The organism is Mesotoga infera (assembly GCF_900157305.1).
GTDB classification, from domain to species: domain Bacteria; phylum Thermotogota; class Thermotogae; order Petrotogales; family Kosmotogaceae; genus Mesotoga; species Mesotoga infera.
Genome location: NZ_LS974202.1, coordinates 1207534 through 1226602, shown reverse-complemented (window position 1 = coordinate 1226602; position 19069 = coordinate 1207534). Strand labels below are relative to the sequence as shown.

At 52.6% G+C, this 19069-nt stretch carries 16 protein-coding genes, 1 tRNA gene and 1 pseudogene; 3 read left to right on the top strand and 15 right to left on the bottom strand.

Features of this window, described 5'->3' with window-relative positions:
* Nucleotides 1-16 precede the first annotated feature (16 nt).
* From MESINF_RS05545 to nagZ, 12 genes and pseudogenes are all read right to left on the bottom strand, one after another.
* On the bottom strand, nucleotides 17-1036 hold the full coding sequence (locus MESINF_RS05545) for an SIS domain-containing protein (protein WP_169698907.1): 1020 nt from the start codon (nucleotides 1034-1036) through the stop codon (nucleotides 17-19).
* Nucleotides 1037-1778: 742 nt separating this feature from the next.
* Nucleotides 1779-2893: pseudogene (locus MESINF_RS05540) on the bottom strand (CaiB/BaiF CoA transferase family protein).
* Nucleotides 2894-2958: 65 nt separating this feature from the next.
* The gene (locus MESINF_RS05535; RefSeq protein WP_169698906.1) at nucleotides 2959-4053 is read right to left on the bottom strand and encodes a M20/M25/M40 family metallo-hydrolase; all 1095 of its coding nucleotides are present in this window, start codon (nucleotides 4051-4053) and stop codon (nucleotides 2959-2961) included.
* Nucleotides 4034-5161: a hypothetical protein gene (locus MESINF_RS05530; RefSeq protein ID WP_169698905.1), complete on the bottom strand. Its 1128-nt coding sequence runs from the start codon at nucleotides 5159-5161 to the stop codon at nucleotides 4034-4036. Before MESINF_RS05530 ends, MESINF_RS05535 begins: the two co-directional genes overlap by 20 nt.
* The gene (locus MESINF_RS05525; RefSeq protein ID WP_169698904.1) at nucleotides 5145-6104 is read right to left on the bottom strand and encodes an N-acetylglucosamine kinase; all 960 of its coding nucleotides are present in this window, start codon (nucleotides 6102-6104) and stop codon (nucleotides 5145-5147) included. Before MESINF_RS05525 ends, MESINF_RS05530 begins: the two co-directional genes overlap by 17 nt.
* A 3-nt stretch (nucleotides 6105-6107) precedes the next feature.
* Nucleotides 6108-6956 carry a carbohydrate ABC transporter permease gene (locus MESINF_RS05520; protein WP_169698903.1) on the bottom strand — a complete coding sequence of 283 codons (849 nt, stop codon included), beginning with the start codon at nucleotides 6954-6956 and terminating at the stop codon, nucleotides 6108-6110.
* A gap of 12 nt (nucleotides 6957-6968) precedes the next feature.
* Nucleotides 6969-7859 (bottom strand): carbohydrate ABC transporter permease, encoded by an 891-nt coding sequence (locus MESINF_RS05515; protein WP_169698902.1) that lies wholly within the window; start codon nucleotides 7857-7859, stop codon nucleotides 6969-6971.
* A 53-nt stretch (nucleotides 7860-7912) separates the two neighbouring features.
* Nucleotides 7913-9187 carry an ABC transporter substrate-binding protein gene (locus tag MESINF_RS05510; protein ID WP_169698901.1) on the bottom strand — a complete coding sequence of 425 codons (1275 nt, stop codon included), beginning with the start codon at nucleotides 9185-9187 and terminating at the stop codon, nucleotides 7913-7915.
* Nucleotides 9188-9201: 14 nt separating this feature from the next.
* Nucleotides 9202-10875, bottom strand: coding sequence for a glycoside hydrolase family 10 protein (locus MESINF_RS05505; protein WP_169698900.1), 1674 nt, complete (start codon nucleotides 10873-10875; stop codon nucleotides 9202-9204).
* 18 nt (nucleotides 10876-10893) lie between these two features.
* Complete coding sequence (locus MESINF_RS05500) at nucleotides 10894-11628, bottom strand: SIS domain-containing protein (RefSeq protein WP_408631263.1); 735 nt, start codon at nucleotides 11626-11628, stop codon at nucleotides 10894-10896.
* Nucleotides 11622-12230: a BPL-N domain-containing protein gene (locus MESINF_RS05495; protein ID WP_169698898.1), complete on the bottom strand. Its 609-nt coding sequence runs from the start codon at nucleotides 12228-12230 to the stop codon at nucleotides 11622-11624. The genes MESINF_RS05500 and MESINF_RS05495 overlap by 7 nt, the downstream gene beginning before the upstream one ends.
* Complete coding sequence (nagZ, locus tag MESINF_RS05490) at nucleotides 12227-13765, bottom strand: beta-N-acetylhexosaminidase (RefSeq protein ID WP_169698897.1); 1539 nt, start codon at nucleotides 13763-13765, stop codon at nucleotides 12227-12229. The genes MESINF_RS05495 and nagZ overlap by 4 nt, the downstream gene beginning before the upstream one ends.
* A gap of 245 nt (nucleotides 13766-14010) precedes the next feature.
* Here nagZ and MESINF_RS05485 point away from each other — a divergent pair, with 245 nt between their 5' ends.
* Nucleotides 14011-14778: a DeoR/GlpR family DNA-binding transcription regulator gene (locus MESINF_RS05485; RefSeq protein WP_169698896.1), complete on the top strand. Its 768-nt coding sequence runs from the start codon at nucleotides 14011-14013 to the stop codon at nucleotides 14776-14778.
* 8 nt (nucleotides 14779-14786) lie between these two features.
* Here the strand turns inward: MESINF_RS05485 and MESINF_RS05480 are convergent, their stop codons facing one another.
* Both MESINF_RS05480 and MESINF_RS05475 read right to left on the bottom strand, forming a co-directional pair.
* Entirely contained in the window at nucleotides 14787-15149 is a 363-nt protein-coding gene (locus tag MESINF_RS05480; RefSeq protein ID WP_169698895.1) for a PadR family transcriptional regulator, read from the bottom strand.
* Between the two features lie 27 nt (nucleotides 15150-15176).
* Nucleotides 15177-15548 carry a NifB/NifX family molybdenum-iron cluster-binding protein gene (locus MESINF_RS05475; protein WP_169698894.1) on the bottom strand — a complete coding sequence of 124 codons (372 nt, stop codon included), beginning with the start codon at nucleotides 15546-15548 and terminating at the stop codon, nucleotides 15177-15179.
* 298 nt (nucleotides 15549-15846) lie between these two features.
* Between MESINF_RS05475 and MESINF_RS05470 the strand changes: the two genes are divergently transcribed.
* Complete coding sequence (locus MESINF_RS05470; RefSeq protein WP_169698893.1) at nucleotides 15847-16308, top strand: hypothetical protein; 462 nt, start codon at nucleotides 15847-15849, stop codon at nucleotides 16306-16308.
* Between the two features lie 86 nt (nucleotides 16309-16394).
* A tRNA-Pro gene (locus MESINF_RS05465) sits at nucleotides 16395-16470 on the top strand.
* A gap of 551 nt (nucleotides 16471-17021) precedes the next feature.
* Here MESINF_RS05465 and MESINF_RS05460 read toward each other — a convergent pair.
* The gene (locus tag MESINF_RS05460) at nucleotides 17022-18296 is read right to left on the bottom strand and encodes an ATP-binding protein (RefSeq protein WP_231936879.1); all 1275 of its coding nucleotides are present in this window, start codon (nucleotides 18294-18296) and stop codon (nucleotides 17022-17024) included.
* Nucleotides 18297-19069 lie beyond the last annotated feature (773 nt).

The following is a 19069-nucleotide window of genomic DNA, read 5'->3' as shown; positions in this document are numbered from 1 at the left end:
CGGCTCCTCGTTACATCTAAAGTTGAACGACCTTAGTGAGGTTCCTCGGTCTATCGGGATCGAGGTTTTTTGCGATCGCCCGTTCTAGACCGAGCAGCTGGAGCGGTACAGCTCTGAGGAACCAGTCGCCGAAGTCTTTTCCGCCGTACCGTGTAACTATGTTCGCGAACCCTTCGACTTTTCCGCAGGATATTATCACCGGCCGGCCGCCGAGTTTTTCTATTTCCCCGGCCATCGCCAGCTCCTCGCCCAGGGATCTTTCGTTTGCCGAAACGACTGCCAGAGTGCTCTTTCTGACTTTGGATTTCGGCCCGTGCCTGTATTCTAGCGTCTGGTAACAGTCGGCCTCGGTGAGAGACATCTCCGTCACCTTTATTATCCCCTCCATCGAGGCGGCGAAGTACTCGTCGTATCCCAGAAAGACGAAGTGATCAAAATCCGCTATCGCAAGAGTCTCGAGAAAATTCAGCGAACCGTCAAGAACTGCGCGGGAGGACACGGGGATGTTGCTCAGGTAATCGTCAAGACTACCGGGTGTGAACAGCTCTCTGGCAAGGGCGCTCACGAAGAAGGCCATGGACGTGAAGGATTTCGTCATCACTATCGCCGACTCTTCTATGAAATCCATCACGACTGGAAGATCGGCCATCTCGATCATTACGCTTCCTGGATGGCAGGTGAGGGCCGCGGTCTTCACGCCGTCCCGGCGGGCCTTCTCGAGTGCGAGGAGCGTTTCGGTGGAAGTTCCGGACCTCGAAAGCCCTATAAGCAGATCTCCCTTCGATGGCGCGGCAAGACCGAGCATTATCTCCGAGCCGCTGTAATAGGACGACTTGATCCTTCCCTTCGAAAGCCTTTCCAGTTGCTTCGCGCAACCCATGGCGAGAAAGTACGAAGTTCCGCAGCCGACAAAATCGACGCACGCAGGCCCATTCTTCTCTATGAAATCGACCAGAGGCCGCGAAAGACTACGGTACCTTCTTGAGAGAATCCCATGCTTTCGCGGCTGCTCGAATATCTCATTCCTGGTTATCATTCGACGCCTCCTCAGTATCGTCATTCAATAACAATAATAAACCTCAAACCTTTTCCCTATTGCACCGATCCCGTCATCCCGGGCTCCAGGGATCCACTCCTTGGAAAACCGTGATTCTGAGTCAAGCTCAGAATGACGGGAAGGGACTGTCATTTCGCAACGCCCCCGCACTGTCATCCCGTAGTGCTTCTATACGGGATCCCGCTCTTCTCGCTCTTTCAAAGGAGCGGAGATGCCGGATCAAGTCCGGCATGACGGGAAGGGACTGTCATTCCGCAACGCCCCCGCACTGTCATCCCGTAGTGCTTCTATACGGGATCTCGCTCTTCTCGCTCTTTCAAAGGAGCGGAGATGCCGGATCAGGTCCGGCATGACGGGAAGGGACTGTCATTCCGCAACGCCCCCGCACTGTCATCCCGTAGTGCTTCTATACGGGATCTCGCTCTTCCGCTCTTTTAAAGGAGCGGAGATGCCGGATCAAGTCCGGCATGACGGGAAGGGACTGTCATTCCGCAACGCCCCCGCACTGTCATCCCGTAGTGCTTCTATACGGGATCTCGCTCTTCTCGCTCTTTCAAAGGAGCGGAGATGCCGGATCAGGTCCGGCATGACGGGAAGGAGGAAGAACGTGATTCTGAGTCAAGCTCAGAATGACGGATTGATGTACTCCGCTCGTGCTCTAGGCTCTTTCGAAGGACGGGTTCACGCTCCGGGACGCCGGACGATGGACGGTTCTTCCACTCTAGATTATCCCCTCCCGTCTCAACTTTTCGATTTCATCGCTCTCCATTCCCAGCAGGCCTCTCAGTATCTCTTCGGTGTGTTCCCCGAGCTTTGGGGCCGGAACACCTATATTTACGGGCGTTTCGGAGAATTTCAAGGGATTTCCGGCCATACCGATCTTCCTCTCTCCAACAGACAGGTTCACTATCATCTCTCTGGCGATCACCTGGGGGTTTTCGAAGAGGTCGGCAATGGTGCAGATTTTTCCGGCGGGGATCCCTTCTCTTTCGAATATTCTCAACCACTCATCAACGGTTTTTACACTGAGCTTTTCGTTTATTATTTTGTCAGTTCATTGACATTTTCAGCTCTGCTCGTGTTTTTCGAAAAACGTTCGTCCTTCTCGTGCTCTTCCATCGATAGCACGCGACAGAAGGTTTTCCACAACTGATCGTTGCCAACGCCGATGTTTATCTTTCCGTCCAGACACTCGAAAGTTCCGAAGGGAGCGATCGATGCGTGCCGGTTTCCAAGTGGCCGGGGAATCTCGCCCGTCACAGAATAGCGGAGAATGGCATTCTCCAGCACCGATATCATGCAATCGAGCATCGCCACATCTATATACTGCCCCCTGCCGGTTTCTCGCCTGCTGTTGAGGGCGGCCGTTATGGCAAGAGCGGTGAAGATTCCACAAAGTATATCGGCTATCGAGCTGCCGACCTTGCTCTGGTTTTCCTCGTCCGGACCTGTGATACTCATCATGCCGCTCATTCCCTGAATGACGATGTCGTAAGCGGTTCTTTCCTTAAGGGGTCCGAAGTGGCCGAAACCCGAACTGCTGGCGTATATGAGAGCGGGGTTTTTTTCTTTGAGTCTTTCGTATCCTAGGCCGAGTCTTTCCATCGTTCCCGGCCTGAAGTTCTCCACCAGTATATCGGATCTGGCTGCCAGCTCGAGCAGAATCTCCCTACCCCTGGCCCTTTTTAGGTTGAGCGTGATACCCTTTTTACCCCTGTTTATACTCATGAAATAGGCGCTCTCGCCGTTAACCATCGGGCCGAAGCTCCTCGAATCGTCTCCGGTTACCGGTCTCTCCACTTTTATAACCGTCGCGCCAAGATCGCACAGCAGCATTGTACAGAAGGGTCCCGCGAGAACTCTCGTGAGGTCCAGGACTTTAAGACCTGACAGTGGACCGCTCAAGCACCATCACCTCTCTGCAACAGATCCAGGAGATATTCGAGCTGGAGCATACCTCTCTCTATTCCCTTCTTTGAGATCCATTCCTCCCTGCTGTGTGTCTTTCCACCATCGCAGACCCCTACCGTTGCAGCCGCCAGTCCCATCGAAAGCGGGAGGCTGGCGTTGGTAGCGGCCGGTCGTATCTGGCTTTCGATGCCCAGCCGACGGTGCACCTTCTTGATATACCCGATCAATTCGTGGTCTTCCCTGAGGCTTACAGGGTCTCGCGAGCTGATGATCTCCCAGTTCATACAGGCCTTTGCCTGCTCGCAGATATCACCGGCCAGACGTTTGCAGAGATCGAAGGTTTTATGGAGGCTCTCCCTGTCAACCGATCTTATATCAAGCGTGAAGTGACTCTCCGAGGCCCTCACGGTTGGCAACGTACCTCCGCATATTGTTCCGACGTTAACCGTAGTCTTTGGCGATTCTCTGTAACCGCTCGAATCGACGATTTTCGAGACGATGGCGGCCGCGGTGTGAACGGCGCTGGGTGCGGCGGGTTCCAGCCAGGGGTGGCCGCCGGTCGTTTCTATGGAAACCTTCGCTCTTATAGAACCTATGCCGGTGTATGTGATCCTTCCCTGCGGTATGCCTTCCAGCGAGATCGAGTATTTGATCTCTCTTCCGGCGCCGAGAATCCCCTCTATGAGACGCTTCATCCCTTCTCCCTTTCCCGGACCCTCTTCCCTGGTCGTGGCCGCGAAAACTGCATCCGGCCAGTTAGAGTGTTTCTGCGCCAGCGTAATCAGCGCGGCGAGAGCGACGGAGTTATCGGCGACCGAGGGGCACCTTATTGTCCCATCATCTTCTACCCAGCTCAGCGGGACGGATTCATCGAAGACGGTGTCCATGTGTGCCTCTATAAGTATTACCGACCGCGGGAGTTCCTCACCCGACCAGGCCAGCACGTTGTACAGCTCGTCGCGGCATACTCTCAGGCCGGCCCGGGCTAGGAGGCTGGCGATAAGTTCTCCCTTTTCCTTTTCGCGGAAGGTTGGAGAAGGAATCGTCGAGATTCTCTTTAATAGTTCAATAAAGCTCCTGTCCATCTTTTAACCTCCTGCCAAGCAAAAAGCTCTCTACTTCACTAACCAAATGGCTTTCGGCCCTTTCTTCGTAGGGCGAAGCGTACCATTCGTAACTCCCCTCCATTCCGGCTGGCACGACGTAGGGCAGATACCCTAGCGCGTAACAGACGATCAGCGGTATCTCAAAACGCTTTTTGGCTATTCTCTTCAGGATTTCCCCAGTGTCGAGAAAGAGCTCGAATGGCAGAAAGAGCATGGCGATCTCTCCCAGCTCCAGCATGCCTAGCCTGGCCGACCTGTACTTCTCCAGTCCCTTAGATTCGAGCCGCTTCAGGGCCAGTTTATAGCCCGGGAGCGCTTCGGGTCTGGTAGGGAAGGGGGGCTTTTCATCGGGCGATTTTACGGGCATCTCGAAAGAGTATTCGCTGTATGACGTGCCAGATGGAATTATCCTCTTTCTACCGGTTTCGACCATGCTGGACACGAAGAGACAGGAGAGTCTCTCTATCTCGTCGGGAGATCTGCCCGCTCGTGTGTAGCGCGTGCTGACATCTCCCGCGCAGGAGTTTAAGTACATGAAGGGGAAGCCAAACTTCCAGGTAAGTGCCTGACGGATACCGCCAGCCAGATCGGGCGAGTAGAGAGTGTTTTCCGGCCCCAGAACCGTCGGGTGGCACGGGAAGATCACTATCCCTGTCCTCCCCGTCTCGCACTCGAGCACAAGAATTTCTCCCCCTAACACGCTCGACCGCTCGCCGCCTGTGCGGCGCGAACAGACGCCCTCAACCTCGAAGGCTATATATTCTATACTGGAGAGAGGACTGGCCGCCTTTCTTGCCCGGTCGCGGCTAATATCGAAGGTCGAATTCAACTGACCTGTCATTAGTCCCGGTTCCGGCGCGGCGTGGGTATGTGTGGCGACGGCTACGGTGCCGCTCGGTCTGAAAGAGGCCGGTATGCCGAGAAGATCTACGGCGACCAGCCAAAAGGGATCGCGGTCTCCCATGAACAGCGTCTTCATTTCGAGCGGTCCGTGAATCCCCGAGGACTTCTCCACCCTGTCGATGTAACCGGCCATCTCGAGCCCGACTTCCGGCTCGATCCTGGTCTCGCTAAAGCCGGCCTTCACGTTCGTACTCCCCGGATATTTCGCTGAGTCTCTCGAGTACGGGTTTATCTACCTTTCGGAAGTTGTTCATGGCGATCAGAACGGCTCCAAAAACCGGCTGGAGCAGTGGCTTGCAGAGTTTCAGCCAGCCGCTGACCCCCCACCGGAGTTGCTCCATGAAGAACTCCGATTTGCTCAATCCGCCGACCACGGCCAGTCTCGGAGCTACGGCCACTCTATTGTACATTACGACCGCCGTTCTGGCTACTTCTATGGCGTTTGCCTCGACTATCCTGCGGGCCTCGCGATCGCCGGAAACGGCGGCTTCAATTACAACGGGCGCGAAGGCTGCGATCTCGGATTTTGAATGCTGTTCTATGTAGAAGTAGCGGACGATGGCTCTCGACGAATCGAACCCGAAAAAATTCATCATTTTATCGTGCAGCTTGGAATCCACTGTCCCGTCATGCACTTTGAGCGCGACCTGTATGGCGTCCATTGCTATCCTGAAGCCGCTGCCCCAGTCTCCGAGTAAGTGTCCCCAGCCCCCGAGCCTGGTTACCTCTCCGTCTTCATCGATGGCGAGGACCATCGAGCCGGTGCCTGTAACGGCCACTATGCCGGATTCGCCGCCAAAGCCTCCGTACAGTGCGTTGTAGCAGTCGTTGTTTATCGCCAGTCTATCGGTGTCGATCACCTCGTGGCCTATCTTTTCGAGAAGCTCCGAGGGACTCCAGATACCCAGACCGGAGTAACCTATGTAAGCCGATTCGAAATGCAGTCCGTCGCAACCCGCGTCTTTCATCGCCTCCACGAGCGACTCTTTCATCCTTTCTAATCCCACCGAGAGGTGGTTTGCCGGTCCGCCCTTCCCATAGCCGACGAGGTTTCCCCGGCCGTCGCAGGCCACGAGCTTGGTTTCAGATCCACCGGCGTCGATCCCTATGAACAGCTCTCTCTCCATAAACTACCCCTTTACGGCGCCCGATGTGAGTCCCTGTATGTACCACTTCTGAAGCGATAAGAAGAGAATCAGAACCGGGATAGTGGCGATTATCATACCGGCACTCATCAACCCCCAGCGCGTTATGTTGTGTCCCCTGAAGACGGTCAAACCAAGGTTGATCGGCATCTTCGAGTAATCCTGAATTACCAGCAACGGCCAGATAAACATATTCCACGACCAGAGGACCTTCATGATGGCCATCGTGGCTATCGTCGGTTTGACCAGTGGCAGCATCACTTTCCAGTATATATAGAAGTCCTTCGCGCCGTCCATCCTTGCCGCCTCCTCCAGTTCGAGGGGGATACTGAAAAACGTCTGCCTGAACATGAAGACCCCGAAACCGCTCGACATGAAAGGGATTATCATGCTCGTGTAAGAATTTATCAGTCCCATCCTGAGTATTATAAGGTAGAGGGGTATCACTATAACGTAAAAGGGGATCATGAGTGTCGAAAGCGCGGCCCAGAAGAGCAGAGTCTTGCCAAAGAACTGCTTTCTGGCCAGCGCATAGCCGGCCATGGAATCGAAGAGAAGGCTCGCCAGGGTGACCGCCCCGGCCACCAGGATACTGTTGAGGAACATGGTCCCGAGCGTGACATTCTCGTCGAACAGCCTCGGATAATCCCACGCGGCCTGGTAGTTATCGAGCGTCACGGATTTCGGAATTATCTTGTAAGTCACTATGCCGGTATCGGGAGTGATGGAGGTAGAGAAGGTCCAGATAAGAGGCATCAGCGTGAATAGGGAAACTCCTATAAGGACCAAGTATCTCACCAATCCACAGATGAGCTTTTTGCTTTTTTTATTCATCCCAATCCCCCCTCATATGACCGTGTCCGCGTCGCGAGAAAGCCTTCTCTGGACAATCGTCAGTCCCAGCAGTATAACGAAGAGAACGAAACTGATCGCCGTCGCGTAACCCATCTCGAACTCCTGAAAACCTTTGGTGTACAGATAGTTGACCAGTGTGGTCGTCGCGTACCCGGGACCGCCCCCGGTCATTATATAAATCGGAGTGAATATCTGGAACGATCCGATTATTGTAGTCACGCTCAAAAAGAAGGTGGTCGGCTTCAAAAGAGGCAGAGTTATCTTCAGTATCCTCTGCAGCTTTGAAGCGCCGTCCAGTTCAGCGGCCTGGTAAAGCTCTTCGGGAATGTTTTGAAGACCGGCCAGATAGATCAGCATATTGTAGCCGAAGTCCTTCCAGACCATCACAATAACGATCGAAAACATCGCCAGCCGCGAGTCGGAAAGCCAGCCCTTCGACTCGAGCCCGAAAGCCGCGAGAAGCCTGTTGGCAAGCCCCGAAGAGCCGGGTGATAGGATCAACATCCAGACTATACTGGCAACAACCATGGAGATCACACTGGGTATGAATATCGAGAGACGGAAGATATTCCTCCCGGGGAATCTCTCCTGAAGCATCAGCGCGAAGACGAGACCGGCCAGAATGCTTATGGGAACGTACATAATAGAGAAGACGGCCGTGTTCTTCAACGCCAGCCAGAAATAACGATCTGTAAGCAGTTTCTGGTAATTCCTCAGCCCCACGAAATCGGGGAAGAGGAACGTCATTATGTTGAAATCGTAGAAACTCAAGAAAAGAGCCCAGATTATCGGTATGAATATGAAAAGTACGAAGACTGTATAAGCCGGCGCACAGAAGAGATATGCCACCAAAGTATCGCGCCAGAGCCTGCGTTTGGGCATCTATAAACCTCCTCGTAGAAAATACAAGGAGAGAGCGGAGCTCTCTCCTCTTCTCATTTCAAAAAGCCCTTGTCTTTCAACTGTTTCTCAACGAGTTCCTGAGCCCTCTTCAATGCCGCCGAGATATCGGAGTTTTCGGAAATGGCGTTCTGGATCTCGACTCTCAACGTTCTGGCGATGAAGTTGGCCTCAGGGTGGGCTATCCAGGCGTGCGCGTCTTCGAGTTGCCTGAGATACATCGAGACGACGGGACTGTCCGAGAAGTGCGGATCGGCCGCCGAGTCGAGTCTGGCCGGCAGAAAGCCCGAGACGATACAGTATTCGGTCATGCGGTCCTTATCCACCAGCCATTCGAGCAACTTGGCGGCTTCGGCCTTGTTTCTGGATTGTTTCGGTATCACCAGAGCGTCCGAGCCGAAGTAGGATGTGAATTTCCCGGTTTTCTCGTTCCTGGGGAGCAATCCCACCCCGAGGTTGTCTCCCAAAATCTTCTGGAGCTCTTTGGCGCTATCGCCCGCGTCTATGTACATGGCGATCGTACCCTCGGCGAGCTGTCTCCTCACGTCCCATAGATCCACGTTTATCGCGCCCGGCTGAACGACTTTGTGCACGTTGAAGAGATCGGCGTAGAACTTGATGCCTTCGTTGAATTCATCCGTCGTGAAGGCCGGTCTATCGTCGGCTCCCATGAGCTCCCCTCCGGCCTGCCAGGCATACATGACCGCCTGGTAAGTGTAGTTGGCCGCCGTTCCGAAACCATAAACATCTATCTTTCCATCGCCGTCCCTGTCGAAGGTGAGCTGTTTGGCGTACGTGACGAACTCGCTCCAGGTCCAGCCTATCGGTTCCGGCACGCCCCGCTCCTGGAAGATATCTTTTCTGTACAGGATCGCCCTGGTATCCGTGAAATAGGGGATAGATATCAGCTTGCCCGTCATGTCTTTCGGCGTTATCGATCTGTAAAAACTTGCCGTCAGTACGGAAGGAAGAAGCTGCTCCTTCAGTTCCTCCGAGATGAGACCGTCTAGCGGTTCGAGCACGCCGAAGCGCGCCAGGACATGTTCGAAAGGAGAGCCGAGCTTCACCAGATCGGGCGCCTTTCCCGACATTATGGCCACCTGCAGTTTCGTGTGGGGATCCTCGGCCCACGGCACGACAACCAGTTTGACTTTTATGCCTGTCTCCTTTTCAAATTCCTCGACCTGTCTCTGCACCACGGGAAGATCGAGAGTGGGATCGCCTCCGGCGAACCAGAAAGTGATCTCCTTCGCACAAAGCGACGTCGAGAGAAGCACGATCGCGAGAAAAATAAGCAATTTACCTTTCATAGTCTCTCCCCCTCTCACTTAAGAGCTTCCAGCATGGCGTTTTTGAGATTTTCGTTGCCGAACAGCGTACCGAACCTGAAGAACATGATTCCGTCGGCCCCTGCGCCTCTGGCGTAGTATATAGCCTTCTGCAATTCGGCCGGTGAGAGATCGTAAGCCTGAATGCCCATTACGACTTTGGTGTCGGACTTCATAACGTCCCTGGTTCCGGTCGCCACGTCGGCGACCCAGTTTGCCTTCTCACCGAAATCAAGATGGTACGTCATCGGGATTACTATATCGCATAGTTCTCCAAAATCGGCGTACCTCTGACCGTAGTGTACCATCGCGAATCCATTGGAGGCGGCGTCTATGTCTCCACCTTCAGGCATAAGAGAGGCGCTGTAGATTATCTCCGGTTTCACTGACTCTATTCCGGCCTTGATCTCTTCCACGAAAGCCCTTATGTCGTCCATTCTCATCTCTACCCAGCGGTTGATATCGAAATATATGAACTGCCTGTACAGATCGATGAATTTCTTGTTGTCGCCGACGGAGCTCCATGTCTCCTTAGCCGTCTCCATGAGGAAATCAACATCGAGTCCCTCGAGCCAGGCCCTGCCTATGTTGTAAGGGCCCCAGCCCCATGCTCCGGTTGGATACCTTATATAGTCCAGATGTATCCCATCGACGTCGTACAGCAAAATTACCTCTTTCATTAGATCGATCAGGTACTCTCTGTAACGGGTGTCCTGAACGAAGTCCACCGTCGAGCCGGCCTTCTGAGGATCGGCGCCTTCCTCGATCGGAACTCCCCACATCTTGGATTCCGGGAACCTCTTAAGATATGCCTGGTCCTGGTTCACGACGAACCACGCGTGTATTCTGAGCCCGACCTCTCTGCAGGCCGCGACGGTCTTTTCGAGTATCGTCGTATCGGAGATCTTCTCGTACGCGATCGCAGAAGGCCACGAGACCTGCCCCGCCGTCCCCTTCACAAGCAGGAACACATCCGTGAAGCCAGCCTCTTTCAATTCATTGACGGCCCTGTCCACGCCGTAAGATATGAAATCGGTTGACCAGGCCCACACAGCCCTGATCTCTCCTTCGCTACCCGGGATCTTCTCGATAACTTCGGAAGTGGCTTTCTCTACCGGCGGCCAATTGCTGGGTCCGCTAACCTCTCTAAGCGATGCGTAGTTGGGCATGCTGCCGTTGTCGTTCACCCAGTTCACCGATCTCGTCAGTACGTACAGCAGAATATCCGGAGTCATGACGGCCATACTCTCGCCGTTCAGAAGGAACTCCACCTGCGACGGGATGAGCGGGTCGGCCTCAAGTTTCGCCGTGATTTGTTTGGAAACCTCGTAAATATCCGGCCAGTTTATCATGCCGCCTATTTCGCCCTGGAGCTGCTTTTGTGGAGCCTTAACCTCGATGTACGGCACAGATTCCGGTAATTGTCCTATCTTCTCTCCGTTGGCACCGTATATAGCCATCCATTTGGCGATCAGATACAGAGCCTCTTCCATCGAGACGCTCCTATCGGTTCCCGGAATTTCGATGGTATCGGGAATCACGCGACCCGAATCGTTGATCTTCGTGTTCAGATTGATCGCCATTTTCATTATGGCGGCTCCGTCGAACTCGATTGCCATCAATCCCACCGTCAACAGGAGAAGAACTAGAAGGATCAAGAACCTTTTCATACAAACACCTCCCTATGTTTACAAGATCGGAATTATTTTCCGGTATATCTGTATCAGCTCGGAGTTTTCCAGGTCGCCGTTCTGCGTATTGGCGCTGCTGAAAACCGGTGGAAGCTCCCCTTTCTTCGAATAAAGCCATGCCACCTGTCCGACGATCGAATTGAGTATGGTCGCGCCCACGGCCGTAGAAGCCGGCGACACTTTCGTGTTCGAGATATCCAGAAGACCGTCCCCTATTGGAATATGATTATCTATAACGACGTCGGCAACCTCGAAAAGCCTCTTTCCGGCGGGGTTTCTGGGTTCCACCGAGGTAGAGTGGGCTATGGAAGTTATGCAGATCACTCTGACGCCTAGTTCTCTTGCCCTCATGGCGACCTCGACCGGGACAGCGTTGACTCCGGAGTTTGAAGCGACGATCATCACGTCGCCCTCCTTCAGGGAGTAACGCTCCAGTATCACCCGGGCCAGGCCGGGAAGCCTTTCAAGCTTGCTGGAACGCGCGGCGCTTTCGTGAAGCATGAGAGAAGTCTCGAGAATCGGATAAACCGACACTAGACCTCCGGCCCTGTAAAACATCTCCTCGGCGAGCATATGGGAGTGGCCGGTGCCGAACACATAAACAAGCCGGTTCCTTTGGAGCGCTCCGAATATGAGCTGCGCCGCCTCCTCAATTTTCGAACCTTCATTCCTTTCCACCGTTTCCAGAATCTTCTCCAGTCTGGAAAAATACTGCTTCCACAAGTTCAACACTCCTTCCGGAAAAGGAAATAGATCGCTTCTTCCAACATGAACCGGGTAGTTTCCTTCAATTCTGGATGGAACCCGAAAAGAAAGTACCTGCCTCTTCCGGCCTGGCCCTTTACCGCTGCGATTCCATCTTTCATGACATCATCGAAACCATCGATGTAGAACGCAACTACTTCCTCGCAACCGTCGGGCGCGCCACCGAAGATCGGTCCGTTTTCGTAATGAACCACGCAGGGCCGGCCCTCCCAGCTGATTTTCACGTCGCCGCAGCCCCTATTCCAGTTACCTATATCCAGCGCCTCTCTGGGAGAGAGGTTGAACCCGGTTGTTTCACTGTTGTAAGGCTGGAGGGCAAGGTACGCGCCGGCGCATATCCCAAGATACCTTCCGCCTTCGAAAACGTATCGGGCCAGTTTTTTCAACACACCACGGCCCAGCCGCGATCCGAAGGTCGTCGCCCTGCCGGCGCCTATAACAACCAGATCGACTCGACCCAGATCCGTAGTTTCCTCTAGCGTCTGCGCGAGGAAGAAACCATGCTCGCTGAACATGGCCTTCAGAGCTTCCTTCGACCTTCCCTCCTCGGAAATCAGAAGGATGTTCATTTCAACTCTCCGCAGATAGCCATACAGGCTGCCTCGATCGAATCGGGTAGCAGGCCGAACGTCGCCAGTGACGCGCCGAAAGCTTCAAGAGTATCGGCATCGTAGGGATCTCTTCCAGAAATGAGAATGGACTTCCCGCTCTTGCCGGCCAGCCTTTCGAGCGTTTCCCTGAGCGGCTTTATTTGTTCAGAGCCCCTCGAGGCAGTTATCACCACCAGAGAAGCGCCCGAATTGACGAGTTCCTCCAGAGCGACGAGCTTATCGGGCGGTGTATCGTAACCGAGGGTGTAACTGCGCTCGATCTTGAAGAAGCGGGAGACAATCTTCCTGGTTACCGAGCTTGAGACCTCGACTTCGTTCAAACCCGTGACCGTGGGACTCAGCTCGACGAGCACTATCGCGGAGTTTTTCTCAAGGGGTATATTCCCGCCGTTTCTCCAGATCACCACGCTCTTTTCGGCAAGGGCCTTCTGCAGGGAATCGTCGGGAGCGAACAACGCCCTTGAAAAGTCGGCGCGGCAATATGGATAATCTTGGCGGGAGAGTTTCTCCCTGGTCTCTTCAATCCTCAAGAGACTTTCCTTCACGCGTCGCATCGGTATGGTTCCATCCTCCACAGCCCCCTTCATAGCCTCGATCGCTTTCCTTTGAAGTTCGGGAGTATGGCTGAGAAGAATCATATCTGCGCCGGCGTTGAAAGCATCGACCGTGGCACGTTCTATGCCGTAAATTTTCTTCATCGCGTCCATTTCCAGACAATCGGTTATGATGACGCCCGTGAACCCCAGCTCCTCCCTCGCGATGGTGGTGAGAATCTTTCTGGAAAGCGTCGCCGGCTTATCGTCGATCGAAGGATAGACTATGTGCGCCGTCATAAGGAAATCAAGATGGTCCTCCCCGATCAGTTTTTCGAAGGGGAAGAGATGTACGCTGCGGAAGGTTTTCTCGGAAATGTCCACCACCGGCAGGCAGAGATGGGAGTCCTCCCGGGTGGCTCCGTGGCCGGGGAAATGTTTGCCCGTAGTCAAAACGCCGGCCGAATGAAGACCCTTGCAGAACTCGGCGCCGAGGAGGGCAGTCTCGTGAGGATCGGCCGAAAAAGACCTGATGCCTATTATCGGATTGGCTGTCTCGCTGTTGCAGTCGAGGACAGGACTGAAAAACACGTTCACTCCGACTGCCGAAGCTTCCCGGGCCATGCAATTGGCCATGTCGTAAGCCATGGAGGGGCCGGCCTTCGCCAGACCCATATGGCTTATCCCCCTTGTGAAACCCGGCACCAGTCTCTTCACCGGTCCGCCCTCTTCATCGGACATGATGAAAGGGATCGATCCCGACCGTTCCCTTATAAAACCGATCAGGTTCCATAGACTCGGCGGGTTCACAACGTTCCTGGCCGAAAGGTTAAAGGCCGAAACACCTTCTTCGAGCAGATTTATGAGCGAAGGACCTATTGCTCCTTTTTCTTCGTTTAATCCGAAACCGAAAGAAAAGAAACGACTTATAATCCCTGAATTTATACTTTTTATAAACATCACTCCAATGAAAAAAGGATTTGCATCTTATGATCGTTTATGATCTAATACTAATATTTCGATCAAAGTAAATCAACCACCAGAACACACAGTAAGGACAAGAAAAAAGAAAAGAAAGACGGATAAACGTCTTTAATTGAGTGAAAAACAATGGAAAGATCCATACCGGCGAAAATACGATCCGAAACCGGGAATGTGCAGAACGTTGTGTTATCATAAAATATCTTACCGTTGGGGGAAGATAGATGACCAAACTGGAAAGACACGAAAAAATCTTGAAACTGATAGCCAGCAACTCGAGCATAAGCGTGAACGAGCTCTGCAAAATCGTTAACACTTCCCACGCGACGATACGAAGGGACCTGGCCGAGCTCGAAAGCGAAGGGCTTCTCGAACGCTTCCACGGAGGCGCGGTCTTGAGCAACAAGAAGAGGTTCGAGGTCTCTTTCAACAGGCGTATCAACCAGCACAACGTGGAAAAGCTAAAAATCGCCGCGGCGGCGCTCGAAAGAATCGAAGACGGCGAAACGATAATACTGGACGCCGGCACCACGACGCTCCAGATCGCGAAACTGCTTGTCAAAAGCGGAAAACACGTTCAGATAATCACCAACAGCATTGCGATCGCCCAGGAGACCGCCGATTACATAGGTCCGGGCGTCACGCTGCTGGGCGGAAACCTCGACTGGCACAATATGTCAACCGTCGGCCTCGTCGCGATAGAGTATCTCAGAACCGTCATGGTGGATAAGGCCTTCATAGGGGCTAACTCGGTAGATATCGAGCGTGGGGTTTTCGCAGTGGATGAATCGAGCGCTTTTCTGAACAGGGCCATGGTCGATTCTTCCAGACAGGTCTTTGTAGTCTGCGACTCGAGCAAATTTCACAGAATCGCTCCCTTCAAATCGGTGGATCTGGACGAGATCGATTGCATGATAACGGACGGCCTAATAGACAGCGAGACGGCCGGTAAGCTCTCCGGAAGGTTAAACCTGGTGATAGCGAAAGACTGACCTTCCGCTCAAACCTTTTTAAGCTGTTCTATTCTCTTCAAAAAGCCGTCGATGTTGTCTCTGAATCTTCGTATCCTCATCTCGGCGTTCTTGAGATATTCGAGGCCCGGTGTGGTTATCCTGTAAATCTTTCTGGCCGGGCCGGCCTCCTCGGTGTCCCACTCGGAGGTTATCAACCCCATCTCTTCGATGTTAGATAGCACACGGTAGAGATTTCCCATCTGACCGACGCTGAATATCGGAACCTCGAATTCCTCCAACCTGGTTGAAAGCTCGTATCCGTGGGCCGGCTTCTCGGCTATTAGCAACAGCAGATAAAGCTCGATCCAGGGCCTTCCCATACCCATTCTACTTCCCCTCATATTTCTCATCCCTCTCCTCCACGCCTGTCGAGAGCCTCAGTGGTTGTGGTGTTGTCCGTGACCCTCGGGCTCGTAATCTCTGCTTTGCAGCTTGCCGTCGAGATAGCTTTCGACTAACTCCTTCACTGTCCCTCCGGCGCCGGTTATGGCCTCAATCCCCAGTGCCTGGAAGAACTGCTTGGCCCGGGAACCCATACCGCGCGTGATTATAACGTTCGCTCCATGACTCTTAACGAAATCGGGTATCTGACCTGGCTGATGTTCTTCGAAGGGGTTGGAGACTATTTCGTGGGAGAGGATGCCACCGTTTTCCGCGACGACGAACGCGAAGTAAGGGGCGTGTCCGAAATGCTCGGATATTCTCGATTCAAGACCGGCGTTATCGATTACTGGTATAGCTATCTTCATGTTTCTCCTCCTCGGTATATTTATATTACATATATTATATCATTACACCTAGACCGTGTGTACAACCACACCGGAGGAACAGGCCGGCCGGTATCGAGATAGAGAACTAGAGTTTGGAGATCAGAATCATCATATAGATTGTAGAAACCAGCCCCACGATCGTAAGCAGAACCGATACCGCGACAAGTACACTCGTAAGAGTCATCGCAAACACCTCCTCGGGAAATTTTAACATCACATTTGTGAAAGCTGTGATAACGGCCGCCGATATTCTATAATCTCAACTGGAGGTGGTTCTGTGAAGAGATTCGTTTTATTTTTCATGATAATAGTTGTAGCCACGCTGGCCTTCTCTACGGCCAGGCTAATAATAACCCTGAAAGACGGCACGGTGATCGAATACAACATGGAAGACATCGAGAGCATACTGTACAAAGTCGAAGAGCCGAAACCGCTCAACTCGATCAACATGTCTCTCGAAAAGCTGACCTTCACTCCCGGCGAGGAGATCAAACTACGTTTCTTCATCGCGACGACACTACCGTCCAACGCATGGATAGGAATAGTGCCTTCCGAAATACCACACGGAAGCGAGGCCGAAAACGACAAGCACGATCTCACTTTTAAATACCTGAACGGCATGAGCGAAGGGACGATGACCTTCAAGGCTCCCGCAAAACCCGGAATGTACGATTTCAGACTCCACGATACGGACAACAACGGAAAAGAACTTGACTTTCTGACCTTCGAAGTCAAATAGAACGATTCTGGGGTGCTCGAAAAGACCGCACCCGATGCCGCCTCGCTCTTGAAAGAGAGTGCCGGTTATGATACAATTTTCCAGTACGGGGCGTGGCGCAGTTGGAAGCGTGTCTGCATGGGGCGCAGAAGGTCGCTGGTTCAAGTCCAGTCGCCCCGACCACAAAAACGTCACAGCGAACTGATCTCAGGTCAGTTCTGAACGAGAAAGACAGAAGATGCATCTTAGCCCGACATAAAATGGGCCCGGATGCATTTTCTTTTTGGAAGAGACGATGGATATGAAAAGCATCGGAAGATGTCTGTGAGAAGACCGGAAAGAGCCGTCCTTCGTCAGTCGTCCCAGATCATGGACCCGTCCTTGGAAAGAGCGGTCCTCGACGTTACGCATCCAGAATGCCCCCATCCTTTCATCCCGGGCTCCGACCCGGGATTCACTCCTTAGAAAACCGTGATTCTGAGTCAAGCTCAGAATGACGGGAAGGAGGAAGAACGTGATTCTGGCTAGGAACATGCCAGAATGACGTGAGGGGGCTGTCATCCCGTGTCATCCAGTGGAGCCTGTCCTGATATGATCAAATTCAGGACTCCTATACGGGATCTCGTTCTTACCAACAACCGGCAGCCAACTCTCGATAACGCTCTTTCTCCCCACTCTCCACCGATCTTCTGCCCGCGAAGCGGAACTGGCACCACGAAAACATGTTTCATTTACTAATACTGAAAGCCAAGGATCCACATCGGGATGCAGTTCAAGTGAGGAACATCCGTGTCGTCTCTTATTACGAAGTCTGCGTGCTTCTTTTTTTTGTTCTTTCCGCCCACCTCAACGAGTGTTTCGTTTATCAGGAAGTCCCCGTTTCGCTCGTCCGGGCAGGCGAAGACTCTGCTACCCGCGTCTTCGAAGGCCTCGGCTACATAAGCCTCTCTTCTTGTGCCTGTATTTTTTGAGCCTATGGAGTAGAAAGAAGGGTCGCCGAAGAATATCTTCTCGCCTTTGGAAAAGGTTCGATTGTCATTCTCTTTGAAAATTATCCTTATTATACCCGTTGCGTCCATAACCGAGAGAAGTTCATAGAGTTTTCTCTTTCCTATTCCCCATTCTCTGCACATTCTCTCGATATTGAGGGTAGGGACTTTCGATATCGCCAGGAATCCCAGAACGGCGCTCATCAATCTAAAGTGAATATCCGAGATTTGAGGCACAAAGAACGGGACATCGCCGTGAATCGTTTTTTCGATAATGTGTTCAATCTGCTCTTTGTAGTCCCACTCCAGATATGACGGCCTGAACCCGCGGTCAAGATACTCCTCGAAAGCAGCCAGAACGTTTGTACTGCCCATTATCTCTTTGACCACTGAAGAGTCGAGAGCGAATGGACTGAGTAGCGGCAAAAGCGCTCCATCTCTCAGGTATATATACTCTCGCAAAGACATTAGAGGGATGCGGACTCTGGAAAATCTTCTGGAGAGATCCGCAATACCCTGTCTCAGTATAAGGCTGCTGCTATCGCTGGCTATTATTAGCTTTGTCGGATAGGCGTCGTAGATGGCCTTCAAATGAACGCTCCAGTCTCTCGCATAGTGAGCTTCATCGACGATTATTCCTTCGTAGCCCCTGACAAACGCTGTACTCGCTATACTCCAGAGGTCAGTTGTGGCGACCAGAGGATTGTCGGCCGACAGGTAGAGCATTCTTCTGTCTCTGAACCTGTTCAAAAGGAATGTAGTCTTTCCAACACCACGAGATCCAAAGACCAGTACTGCCCTGTTCTTCATATCTATTTCTTCGAAGTAAGGCCTCAACAATCTAGGAAGCTCCATTTCCTTCCTTTTCTTTATCTCTTCAAGCGATTGAATTAACTCATCTGTGTTCAGAATGCTCACCGCCCGTTTCGTATCGCCATGAAACGATAATAGCACATATTCGTTCTCATGCAAAACGAATCCGCTCGAGATGGATACGGGTTCAGTTCGTTTTTTTCGCATCCCGCCATCCCGTAATGATCCTACGAAAAATGGGGACTGACAAATCTCTTCGTGTCTGTCCCCGTTTTTCGCGAAGACCGGGCATGACGTGAGGGAGGAAGACCGGGATCCTGACTGGGAGCGCGTCAGGATGACGTTAAAGGAGAGCCTGCCCTGAAACGCTCCCCCTCATGTCATCCCGTAGTGCTCCTATACGGGATCTCGCTTTTTCGCTCTTTCGAAGGAGCGGAGATGCCGGATCAAGTCCGGCATGACGGGAAGGAAGAAGAACGTGATTCTGGCTAGGAACATGCCAGAATGACGTGAGGGGGCTTTCATACCGTAGTGCGACACTAATGTCATCCCGTAGTGCTCCTATACGGGATCTCGCTCTTCTCATTCGTCTCTAAACAGAGGTAAGAGGAATGAGGTCAGAGGTTAGAGGTAAGAAAACCAAGATCTCGCTCTTCTGCTCTCAAGAGAACACCCTCCGCCACTTCGTGGCCCTCCTCTCTCAAGGGAAGATTTAAGATCAGGATCATCAGGAGCCAAATACAGCATGTACTGCCAAGGGAGAAGGAGCATGATATGATCTTTGTTTAGTTCCCTGACTTTTGGGTAATGATTAGTTCCTCAAGGGAGGATAAAGATCATGTTTTTCAGGGGCTAACCACAGCATTCGTACAAGCACCAGTATATGATTGGCACTTAACTTTTTGACTTGCCCTCAGTGATGGACTCTCGAGAGAGGTCCTTAGGTGAAATCGAATGTTGAACACTCCTCAGCGGGTTTA

Excerpts from the sequence above, each read along its gene's own strand:
- MESINF_RS05505 (WP_169698900.1), bottom strand. The coding sequence starts at position 10,875 with ATGAAAAGGTTCTTGATCCTTCTAGTTCTTCTCCTGTTGACGGTGGGA.
- MESINF_RS05545 (WP_169698907.1), bottom strand. The coding sequence starts at position 1,036 with ATGATAACCAGGAATGAGATATTCGAGCAGCCGCGAAAGCATGGGATT.
- MESINF_RS05515 (WP_169698902.1), bottom strand. The coding sequence starts at position 7,859 with ATGCCCAAACGCAGGCTCTGGCGCGATACTTTGGTGGCATATCTCTTC.
- MESINF_RS05475 (WP_169698894.1), bottom strand. The coding sequence starts at position 15,548 with ATGAAGATAGCTATACCAGTAATCGATAACGCCGGTCTTGAATCGAGA.
- MESINF_RS05460 (WP_231936879.1), bottom strand. The coding sequence starts at position 18,296 with ATGCGAAAAAAACGAACTGAACCCGTATCCATCTCGAGCGGATTCGTT.
- MESINF_RS05480 (WP_169698895.1), bottom strand. The coding sequence starts at position 15,149 with ATGAGAAATATGAGGGGAAGTAGAATGGGTATGGGAAGGCCCTGGATC.
- MESINF_RS05495 (WP_169698898.1), bottom strand. The coding sequence starts at position 12,230 with ATGAACATCCTTCTGATTTCCGAGGAGGGAAGGTCGAAGGAAGCTCTG.
- MESINF_RS05510 (WP_169698901.1), bottom strand. The coding sequence starts at position 9,187 with ATGAAAGGTAAATTGCTTATTTTTCTCGCGATCGTGCTTCTCTCGACG.
- MESINF_RS05535 (WP_169698906.1), bottom strand. The coding sequence starts at position 4,053 with ATGGACAGGAGCTTTATTGAACTATTAAAGAGAATCTCGACGATTCCT.
- nagZ (WP_169698897.1), bottom strand. The coding sequence starts at position 13,765 with ATGTTTATAAAAAGTATAAATTCAGGGATTATAAGTCGTTTCTTTTCT.
- MESINF_RS05520 (WP_169698903.1), bottom strand. The coding sequence starts at position 6,956 with ATGAATAAAAAAAGCAAAAAGCTCATCTGTGGATTGGTGAGATACTTG.
- MESINF_RS05485 (WP_169698896.1), top strand. The coding sequence starts at position 14,011 with ATGACCAAACTGGAAAGACACGAAAAAATCTTGAAACTGATAGCCAGC.
- MESINF_RS05525 (WP_169698904.1), bottom strand. The coding sequence starts at position 6,104 with ATGGAGAGAGAGCTGTTCATAGGGATCGACGCCGGTGGATCTGAAACC.